Source organism: Chryseobacterium sp. Leaf201, from assembly GCF_001421435.1.
Classification (GTDB): Bacteria; Bacteroidota; Bacteroidia; order Flavobacteriales; family Weeksellaceae; genus Chryseobacterium.
In genome coordinates this window covers 22,368-30,745 of record NZ_LMKA01000087.1, presented here as the reverse complement: position 1 = coordinate 30,745, position 8,378 = coordinate 22,368, and the positions used below count along the sequence as shown (strand labels likewise).

The window sequence follows — 8,378 nt, the reverse complement described above, 5'->3', positions numbered from 1 at the left end:
ATCTTTGTCAAGTACTTGGTACATCATAGGCTTGCTTTATATTTTTATGTCTCGCAACACAAAAATAAGCAAGCCTTTTTTTATAGAAAAGTTTAAATGACCTCAATTTATCCGCAAGATATTTGTCTCTCGCACTGGCAACTTTTTCGTTAAGTAAATTGGTCTCTTTAGAAATCGACTTTCTTTTCGCTTCGATATCGTAAGTGAATTGTTTATAATTATCCAAAAGGATCTCTTTCATAAGATCTTTGATGATCGGATTATATTCCAATTTTGAAATTTCCAGCTTAAATAGTTCATTCAACTTCTCAGAATCAAATCTGAATCTGCACTTGTAATGGCAATGATAGTAATAATAAGTTTTAGATTTTCTTTAGCTCCGCTTCCGGTAAGATTCTTACCGCATCTGGGACATGTAAGAAGACCACGTACTGGGAAACGTTCATTTCCCAGTACCCTGCCTCCGTTACCCTCGACCCTTCTCTTTTTATCCATGATGTCCTGGACCTTATGAAACAGCCTTTCACTAAGCATAAGGAAAACAGAGCACCTCTTACGCAGCTGGAAGGCAGCAAGGGTCTTTATCAACGGAAGCAGTACAGAAAAACCTTAAATGCGCTTTCACTTCTGAAGCTCACCAAATAAAAAAAGCCCACCGACCTGAGGGACTCTGAACGTGGTGGGGAAAAGCATGGGCACCTGTGTCCCGCAGAGCCGGTTCCGCTTTAGTTCGTAAAAATGGTTCCGGAGGCAGCTGGTCAACAGCAGATCCGGAATGATTTGTCGAACTAAACCTTTTCAGGATATCGCGCCAGGATTAATTCTTAGTTCGTAAAACGAAAAGCTGCAGAAGATCCCGGGACCATTTTTTACGAAGTATAAAATATGCACCCCAATGTATCAGAAGTTATTCTTAACAGTCGGAAAAACATCTGGTATTATACAAGGCAAATTACGATGAAAACTTAATAGTATTAGTACGATAGATATAACTATTACTACAGATCCTATCAATAAATTACAAAAGCTGACGGAAAACCGTCCTTTATATAATCGTTTTTTGAGACTTAATCTTCAAATAATTCATGCAACTTTTGCTGCAATAAATTTTTATCTGGAAGTTGAGTTTTATATTCGGACACCATAGTTGGAGACAGACTCCTGCTTAAAGCATATTCCACAACCTCATTATCTTTGTCTTTACATAACAAAATTCCGATGCTGGGATTTTCATTTACCTTTTTCACATCTCTGTCAAGGGCTTCAAGGTAAAAATTAAGTTTACCCAAATGCTCTGGTTTAAATTTATCTGCTTTAAGTTCAAATGCAACCAAGCATTGCAGTCCCCGATGATAAAAAAGTAAATCAATGTAAAAATCTGATGACCCGACCTGAACCCTATATTCTTCGCCGACAAACAGAAAATCTTTGCCTAATTCCAAGATAAAATCTTTCATCTGTTTTATTAAACCTTTCTGCAGGTCATTTTCGGAATGTATATCAGGTAAATTTAAAAAATCAAATACATAGCTGTCCTTAAAAGTATTAGCAATGTCGGGGTTATTTTTTCTCAACACTGTTGAGAGTTTTGAATTTCCGATCATTGTCCTTTCAAAAAGGCTGCTGGATATCTGCCGCTCCAATTCACGAAAGCTATAGTTTTCTTGTTTTGTTAGTTTGATATAGAATTCCCTTTCTTCAATTGATTTACACCTTGAAAAGATGGACAAATTATGGGACCAGCTTATTTCTCTCAACAGTGTTGAGATTTTTGGGAATTCCCTATAAGATTCATAAAACTGCTTCATTCTCCAAAGATTTTTGTCCGAAAATCCTTTGATTTCAGGTTCATTGGCCTGAATATATTGAGCCAGTTCTCTAACAACGGATTGCCCCCATTCACTTAGCTCCACCTTCTTGCTGATATACTCGCCAATATTCCAATAAAGACTTATCAATTCTGAATTTACAGCTTTTATGGCTTTACTTCGAGCATTCTTAATGATTTGAATGATATCAGAAAATTGGTCGTTCATAAAATATACTGCATTTATAAACAAATGTACTAGATTATTTTTTATGATGCGACATTAAAATCAGATGAGATAATTACATGATTTATCAGCTTATCAATCGTTTTTTGAGATTTGTTTTTAATTTTATTCTCTGCAGCTATTTCTCTTTAGGAGCTCCGGAACCGATGACAATCTCTGGCCTGGCCATCATCCCATCGAATCTCCCGCAGCTGATCAGCAGGATGCGCTGTCGGCTTGTCTCCCTCCAGGAACAGGCGGTGATCATTGATGCAGCTATCATTACGGATTTCAGGTCTTTGGATTTCAATACAAATATAATTATTTACATAACTGTAGTGCCAAACACTCCAAACATTTAGCAAACTATATTTCATAGAAGCATAACTAAGAATCAATCGTTAAAAATTTCAGTACTTGAGACTCCCCCTATTGGTTTAATACCCCCAGTGTATTTCCTGGTTATTTTCCAGAGCATTATCTTTTAATTATATTTTTAATTCAACGAAATTTGGATTTGTTTTAAAAGTTTCACTTTCCCCTTGTAGCCTAAACTAGAGACCATTTAGAACACATAATAGCCAACATAAGTAAAAAATATTCTTAAATTATACTATGAAGCTGTTTAAACTTATTTAGAAAGAGAGTTCMGAGAAAATYAGCAATTTTGGATTGCAATTTAAAAGACTAATAATCTGGAACTCATTAGCAAATATAAAATAGAGAAATGGATTTTACCCCATTTAAGCACAGGAAAATAAGCACAGGAAAAAGAGGGTTTTCTACGAAGTTTGACCTTKTAAAGATAATTCAGACCATTATAAAACGGCTTARAACCGGTTGCCAGTGGCGGGAAATTTCAATAAAAGACTATTTTGGGGAAGAAAAAATAAGCTGGCAGAATGTGTATTATTTTTTTAATAAATGGAGCAGGGACGGCAGCTTCAGGAATGTCTGGGTTCATCTTTTAAATCGTAACAKGAGGATGTTGGATCTATCGTGTGTTCAACYCGACGGCAGTCAGACCCGGTGCAGGATGGGTGGAGAATCGACGGGATACCAAAGCAGGAAATCTGCGAAAACCAGCAATATGATTTTTCTTTGCGACAATCGTGGTCAAATGCTTTCAATGGGAAATCCCAGAAGTGGGAATCATCACGATTTACATGAAATAGAAGAYATTATGGGTGAGATTATTGAAATTTTGTCCGAAGCGGAAATTTCTCATAAAGGTCTTTTTCTGAATGCGGATTCTGGATTTGACAGTAAAAATTTAAGACATTATGGGTGAGATTATTGAAATTTTGTCCGAAGCGGAAATTTCTCATAAAGGTCTTTTTCTGAATGCGGATTCTGGATTTGACAGTAAAAATTTAAGACAGAAATTAGAAATGGAGGAAATAACRGGCAACATCAAAATCAATCCCCGAAATAGGAAAACAGTAGATAATGATTACTATTTTGATGAAAAACTATATGAAAGCAGATTTAAAATAGAGCAGGCAAATGCTTGGTTAGACGGCTTTAAGGCTTTGCTGATAAGATTTGAAACATTGGATATTACATGGAAGGCTATGCACTTTTTGGCATTCTCCTTAAGACTAATTAAAAAATTAAAAGTTTAAACAACTTCAATATNTATGGCTTCATCAAAAGCAAGCTGATCATGAATCTGATAAGATTTGAAACATTGGATATTACATGGAAGGCTATGCACTTTTTGGCATTCTCCTTAAGACTAATTAAAAAATTAAAAGTTTAAACAACTTCAATATTAAATAATCTTCCGATGTCGCGGACTTGTAGTCCGTGATTAATAACCTTTCGCAACGCAAGGGGTTATATGTTATCGGAAAAGTGTATTTACCAGTATAAATACCACTTGGGAAATACTAGGGTGAGCTTTGGCAGAAACAGCACAGGCGCTCTTGAGATTACAGATGCTAATGATTATTATCCTTTCGGCATAAACCATCTGAAAAGCGGGAATTCTTTCTTTGGAATAAATTCATACAAGAATTACAAATACAATGGAAAGGAATTGCAGGAGAGTGGAATGTATGATTATGGAGTGCGGATGTATATGAGTGATATCGGAAGATGGGGTGTTGTGGATCCGCTGGCGGAGAAATCTACGAGGGTCCCCCGCTGATGCGAGCGTCTCGCTCGTTCTTTTGAATAAAACCCTCGTATTTTTGCGAGGGTTTGTTTATAAGATATGTCAAGTCCTGAAATAGCGTACGGCAGTACCATCCCTACTAAAATTGATGACCTGGAGTATATTTATGCAGCCGCAGAACAGGAGCAACAGGCTGACGAACATTAATGATTATGCTTACAATCCTACAGGCTATGAAGGTGGAGGACAGGAGATCAAATACGACGTTAACGGCAATATGACCGAGATGCCGGACAAAGGGATCAGTAAGATCAGATACAATTACCTGAACCTTTAATATGCAGGCTTCGATTGAAGATATCACCATTGACAGTAAATACCGCGCAGACGGGGTAAAGCTCAGGAAACAGAACACAACGATTACCTCGGGTGATATGGGTGATATGGTCAACATAAAGATCACTGATGCCAATGATTATTATCCGTTTGGGATGAACCATATCGGGGGATGAAAAGTATGCCTGGAGGCTACCAGAATTACAAGTACAACGGAAAGGAAATCCAAGAAATAGGATGTATGATTATGGAGCAAAAACCTAAATACTTATTTTAATACATCTCAAAAATAATTCAGCTTTTTATCATATTATCTGTTAAAATGCATTTTTTACGAGAAATTATTTGAAAGCATTCTTTATCCCATTCACTCATCCGTTCCCGCTTTAAGATACCGGGCAATCAGTTTTTCAAGTTCGTATAAATCAAACGGTTTCCTCAGGTAATCATTTGCATCTGATGCATTTTTCAGGGCGACAATATTGGTGCTTGCGCTTATGATAATAACGGGGATGTGATCAAACTGCTCGTAAGTCCTTAAAAGTCGGATTGCTTCTGTTCCCCCGATGTCCGGAATGTAGTTATCCATCAGAATAAGATCGGGACCGAATTCTGAAACCCGTTCAATAATATCATGTGAAGTTTCTGAAATCTCAACTTCATAACCTTCATCAAAAAATACCATCGTAAGAACATCCAAAAGAGTTTTATCGTCGTCAAAAACCAATATTTTCTTTTTGTTCATAAGCTTTAATCGTAGGATTTACTGATTGTAAATGTTTTTATACCGTATAAAATTTTACAGCGGATGCAGAGATCCGCTGCATACGGTCTGTTAATTAATAAGGAGCAAAGATAAAAAGAATATTTTATAAACGGACAGGTAGTGTAATGCAATACATCGGATCCGGTCAGCAGTTCAGAACTTTAAGCAGATTTACAGCAGGGCAGAGAGTTCTTCAATCATCAGGCCCACCTGGACCGGCCTTTGTTTTTTGTCTACATCAAGTCGGTTATAGAAGCCCGTTTTTACAATAACCATGTTCTTTTCCGGAATCATAATGATAAACTGGCCTAAGAAACCATAGAAAAAGCGGCATTTTACTTTGCTTTCGTCATCCGCCCATACAGTGAAGCAAAAAGCATCATTGACTTCCGTAGGGGTCAGCAGCTTTTCACAGTATCGCTTACTGATGAGCTGTTTTCCGTTCCAGTTTCCGTTCTGCAGAAGGAGCTGTCCTATTTTCGCAAAATCCCGGGGCGTGGCGTGGATACAGCAGAATGCTTTCTCTATACCTTTCTCGTCTGTGCTCCATTTGGCAGGAAATTCCATGCCCAGCGGTTTCCAGAGCTTTTCGGAAAGATAGGAGGCGGGTTCCTTACCGGTTGCTTTTTTCAGGGCAAGGCCCAGAAGCTGTGCCGCGACGCTCTGGTATTCATATTTCTGTCCCGGCATTTCTTTTACCTCTATCCCGAATGCCTGTTCCGCAAGGTCTTCTATAAAATATTGCTTTGAATTCTCTGCAAAAGGGTGGTGGTATTCTTCTTTCCAGTCCAGTCCCGCCTGCATGGTCATCAGATGGCGGAAGGTAAGGAATTGTCCGTACCGGCTGTTTTTATAGGAAGGAAATACGGAAGAAAGAAGCTGGTCTTCAGACTCCAGGAAACCGTCATCAATCGCGCAGCCTGTTAAAAGGGAAAGGATGCCTTTGGCCATTGAAAAAGAATTCATCAGCGAAGACGGCTGGTGGTCTTTCCAGTACTGCTCATGCAGGAGTTCATTGTTGCGGATAATGACCAATGATGAAGCCCGCGTTTTCATAAGCTCTTTCAGAACGGTTTCCGACAGGACATTCGTATTGTAAGCAGCACTTTTCTTCCAGGGTTCAGGATGAAGATTGGGCACCGCCCTGAAGGGGAATTCCTCCGCATCGTCAATGGAAGGAACTGTAGGGCCTTTCTTCAGATTAACGGCAATGGCTTTAAAGATGTATCCGTATCCGGAAAGATAAATCACGGCAGCAAGCGCAGAAGTGCCTGCTATAAAGACAGGTAATATTTTTTTCATTTTGTGTTGAAGGATATGTATACAACAGGATTACTTTTTAATGACAAAAGCCTTAAGCTCTGCCATTTTACCGTTTTCAAATCTCCACAGGTCGCAGTAATCATATGTGTTCCATCGGTCACCGTCTTCCCACAACTGTATCGTGCCTGTTACCGTCACATAATCTCCTTCTGCAATCATATATTCAACATCAAACTTCGGAGGTTTTTTATAGGTCTCTGCCGTATAACGGCGTATCTCCTGTTTTCCTGAAAGGGTTCTGTCTCCTGTAAATGTCCATTTTGCATCATCGGTACAATAAGAAAGAAATGTTTCATGATCCCCTTCCGACACGGCAGCATTTGCTGTTTTCAGGACTGTTTTATTATCCATAATGTATGATTTTGTATCACCGGTACCGGCTGCCGGAAGACGATCTTCAGGCAGCAGATAGGCCGGTATTCATTTATTCAAAGGCTGTGCCGCGGGCTCGGGATTTTTCAACAGGTTCAATGAATCCTGTAATTTATAATGATTTCAGGGCATAACAGATAACGGCTGAAATCATTTCAGCCGTTATCTGTTAACCGTAGCATCTAATTGTTTCTGTTATCGCATACTGCCGTTCATCAGACAAGCCTTAAAATCAAGTTTTAAGATCTCATCATTCACTCCGCATTACTTATCATCAGGCATGGTACCGGTGAAATAAGAAATTGAAAAGAGAATATTAATTAAGCTGATAATTCTGGATGACCAGGCTCAGGATAAAATGAACATAGTCTTCCTCGGCTGCTTTTCTGTTGATCAGTCTGTTTTTATAGTCGTACGAATTCAGCACTTCTGATAATTTCTTGTACGCTTCCAGCTGATCCCCTTTGATTTTAACCCTCAGGTTACCGTCCCGTCTGGCAATAATTTCATTGCCGATGGTTCTTACTTTAAACAAAGCTTCCCATAATTTGGGGTTAAAACCCATCTTCCCGCCGTATCTTTCAACTATATTAACCTTGAACGAATCAAATACGATTGTGTTGAATACAATATTAGAGCCGGCCTCCTGTGTATTAAGCTCAAGTGTATAGTTCATTAATTTAAATTTTTACAAATTTAGTCAGAAGCTTAAAAAAAACAAAATAAAAGCATCTATTTAATTAAAATTGAGGTATTCTTTATTTCATTACCTGTTATATTTTTCAGATAAAGCCGGCTATATCCCTGTTTAATATTTATATATGAATTTTCCTGTTGATGATTTTAAGAAAATTTTCTTTTTCCAGTTTTTTAATCGTCCGGATCACCGTTTCCACCCTCAAAGCCGTTATGGAGGCAATCTGCTGCCTCGTCAGGGGAACTTCAAATGAATACTGGGTCTGGTCGCTGCTGAAACTTTTCTGATAGCCCAGCGCCCCCTTTATCCTTACTTCAGGCCGCAGGGAGGCATTGTTCTCCAGCATGATATATTTATGGTACAGACGCTCAGACAGGAATTTATTGATATCCCTTGATATCTGCGGATGGTCATCCAGCAATTGTACAAAGCTGATTTTCGGCAGCCGTATCACTTTGGTCTGTTCAAAAGCAATGGCATTTACAGGATACTGTTCGTCTATAAAAAGCAGAAGCTCGCATACACTTAAACCTTTACTCAGAATGGCCAGAATCAGCTCCTTGCCGTCATCGTCATAATGGTTCAGTTTTATCCTGCCTTCTAGGATCTGGTAATAGTATTTAGGCTTGCTGCCTTCCGTAAAAATAACATGGGAGGCATCAAGGTCTTCTATTTCCGCTCCGTATGATAGTAAAAGTTTTTCTGATATTAACATAGATATTTAAGGGGTTT

14 protein-coding genes are annotated in these 8,378 nt (G+C 38.5%); 6 read left to right on the top strand and 8 right to left on the bottom strand.

The window, feature by feature from the left end; translation table 11 throughout:
• Positions 1-7: 7 nt before the first annotated feature.
• Positions 8-241 carry a hypothetical protein gene (locus ASE55_RS13260; RefSeq protein WP_128414571.1) on the bottom strand — a complete coding sequence of 78 codons (234 nt, stop codon included), beginning with the start codon at positions 239-241 and terminating at the stop codon, positions 8-10.
• 269 nt (positions 242-510) lie between these two features.
• Here ASE55_RS13260 and ASE55_RS20775 point away from each other — a divergent pair, with 269 nt between their 5' ends.
• Positions 511-645: a hypothetical protein gene (locus tag ASE55_RS20775; protein ID WP_262483821.1), complete on the top strand. Its 135-nt coding sequence runs from the start codon at positions 511-513 to the stop codon at positions 643-645.
• Positions 646-1,067: 422 nt separating this feature from the next.
• Here ASE55_RS20775 and ASE55_RS13250 read toward each other — a convergent pair whose 3' ends face one another.
• Positions 1,068-2,036 carry a YhcG family protein gene (locus tag ASE55_RS13250; RefSeq protein WP_056220478.1) on the bottom strand — a complete coding sequence of 323 codons (969 nt, stop codon included), beginning with the start codon at positions 2,034-2,036 and terminating at the stop codon, positions 1,068-1,070.
• Positions 2,037-2,172: 136 nt separating this feature from the next.
• Positions 2,173-2,343: a hypothetical protein gene (locus ASE55_RS20345; protein ID WP_157844654.1), complete on the bottom strand. Its 171-nt coding sequence runs from the start codon at positions 2,341-2,343 to the stop codon at positions 2,173-2,175.
• Between the two features lie 417 nt (positions 2,344-2,760).
• Between ASE55_RS20345 and ASE55_RS20670 the strand changes: the two genes are divergently transcribed.
• From ASE55_RS20670 to ASE55_RS20340, 5 genes are all read left to right on the top strand, one after another.
• The gene (locus ASE55_RS20670) at positions 2,761-3,324 is read left to right on the top strand and encodes a transposase (protein WP_238585051.1); all 564 of its coding nucleotides are present in this window, start codon (positions 2,761-2,763) and stop codon (positions 3,322-3,324) included.
• Positions 3,317-3,658 (top strand): transposase, encoded by a 342-nt coding sequence (locus ASE55_RS20665; RefSeq protein WP_238585050.1) that lies wholly within the window; start codon positions 3,317-3,319, stop codon positions 3,656-3,658. Before ASE55_RS20670 ends, ASE55_RS20665 begins: the two co-directional genes overlap by 8 nt.
• 272 nt (positions 3,659-3,930) lie before the next feature.
• A complete protein-coding gene (locus ASE55_RS13240; protein WP_056220475.1) occupies positions 3,931-4,185 on the top strand; it encodes an RHS repeat-associated core domain-containing protein in 255 nt (84 codons plus the stop codon).
• Positions 4,186-4,300: 115 nt separating this feature from the next.
• Positions 4,301-4,489: a hypothetical protein gene (locus ASE55_RS20150; protein ID WP_128414570.1), complete on the top strand. Its 189-nt coding sequence runs from the start codon at positions 4,301-4,303 to the stop codon at positions 4,487-4,489.
• Position 4,490: 1 nt separating this feature from the next.
• Complete coding sequence (locus ASE55_RS20340; protein ID WP_157844653.1) at positions 4,491-4,664, top strand: hypothetical protein; 174 nt, start codon at positions 4,491-4,493, stop codon at positions 4,662-4,664.
• A 191-nt stretch (positions 4,665-4,855) separates the two neighbouring features.
• On the opposite strand, the gene ASE55_RS13235 is transcribed toward ASE55_RS20340, so the two are convergent.
• The 5 genes from ASE55_RS13235 to ASE55_RS13215 form a co-directional block, all read right to left on the bottom strand.
• Entirely contained in the window at positions 4,856-5,233 is a 378-nt protein-coding gene (locus ASE55_RS13235; RefSeq protein WP_056220472.1) for a response regulator, read from the bottom strand.
• 192 nt (positions 5,234-5,425) lie between these two features.
• The gene (locus tag ASE55_RS13230; RefSeq protein WP_056220469.1) at positions 5,426-6,556 is read right to left on the bottom strand and encodes a serine hydrolase domain-containing protein; all 1,131 of its coding nucleotides are present in this window, start codon (positions 6,554-6,556) and stop codon (positions 5,426-5,428) included.
• 30 nt (positions 6,557-6,586) lie between these two features.
• On the bottom strand, positions 6,587-6,928 hold the full coding sequence (locus ASE55_RS13225; RefSeq protein WP_056220466.1) for a nuclear transport factor 2 family protein: 342 nt from the start codon (positions 6,926-6,928) through the stop codon (positions 6,587-6,589).
• A gap of 337 nt (positions 6,929-7,265) precedes the next feature.
• Positions 7,266-7,625, bottom strand: a complete 360-nt coding sequence (locus tag ASE55_RS13220) for a hypothetical protein (protein WP_056220463.1) — start codon at positions 7,623-7,625, stop codon at positions 7,266-7,268.
• A 139-nt stretch (positions 7,626-7,764) separates the two neighbouring features.
• Complete coding sequence (locus ASE55_RS13215; protein WP_056220460.1) at positions 7,765-8,361, bottom strand: Crp/Fnr family transcriptional regulator; 597 nt, start codon at positions 8,359-8,361, stop codon at positions 7,765-7,767.
• Between the last annotated feature and the right edge of the window lie 17 nt (positions 8,362-8,378).

Excerpts from the sequence above, each read along its gene's own strand:
- ASE55_RS13260 (WP_128414571.1), bottom strand. The coding sequence starts at position 241 with ATGAAAGAGATCCTTTTGGATAATTATAAACAATTCACTTACGATATC.
- ASE55_RS20775 (WP_262483821.1), top strand. The coding sequence starts at position 511 with ATGAAACAGCCTTTCACTAAGCATAAGGAAAACAGAGCACCTCTTACG.
- ASE55_RS13250 (WP_056220478.1), bottom strand. The coding sequence starts at position 2,036 with ATGAACGACCAATTTTCTGATATCATTCAAATCATTAAGAATGCTCGA.
- ASE55_RS20150 (WP_128414570.1), top strand. The coding sequence starts at position 4,301 with ATGACCTGGAGTATATTTATGCAGCCGCAGAACAGGAGCAACAGGCTG.
- ASE55_RS20340 (WP_157844653.1), top strand. The coding sequence starts at position 4,491 with ATGCAGGCTTCGATTGAAGATATCACCATTGACAGTAAATACCGCGCA.
- ASE55_RS13235 (WP_056220472.1), bottom strand. The coding sequence starts at position 5,233 with ATGAACAAAAAGAAAATATTGGTTTTTGACGACGATAAAACTCTTTTG.
- ASE55_RS13230 (WP_056220469.1), bottom strand. The coding sequence starts at position 6,556 with ATGAAAAAAATATTACCTGTCTTTATAGCAGGCACTTCTGCGCTTGCT.
- ASE55_RS13225 (WP_056220466.1), bottom strand. The coding sequence starts at position 6,928 with ATGGATAATAAAACAGTCCTGAAAACAGCAAATGCTGCCGTGTCGGAA.
- ASE55_RS13220 (WP_056220463.1), bottom strand. The coding sequence starts at position 7,625 with ATGAACTATACACTTGAGCTTAATACACAGGAGGCCGGCTCTAATATT.
- ASE55_RS13215 (WP_056220460.1), bottom strand. The coding sequence starts at position 8,361 with ATGTTAATATCAGAAAAACTTTTACTATCATACGGAGCGGAAATAGAA.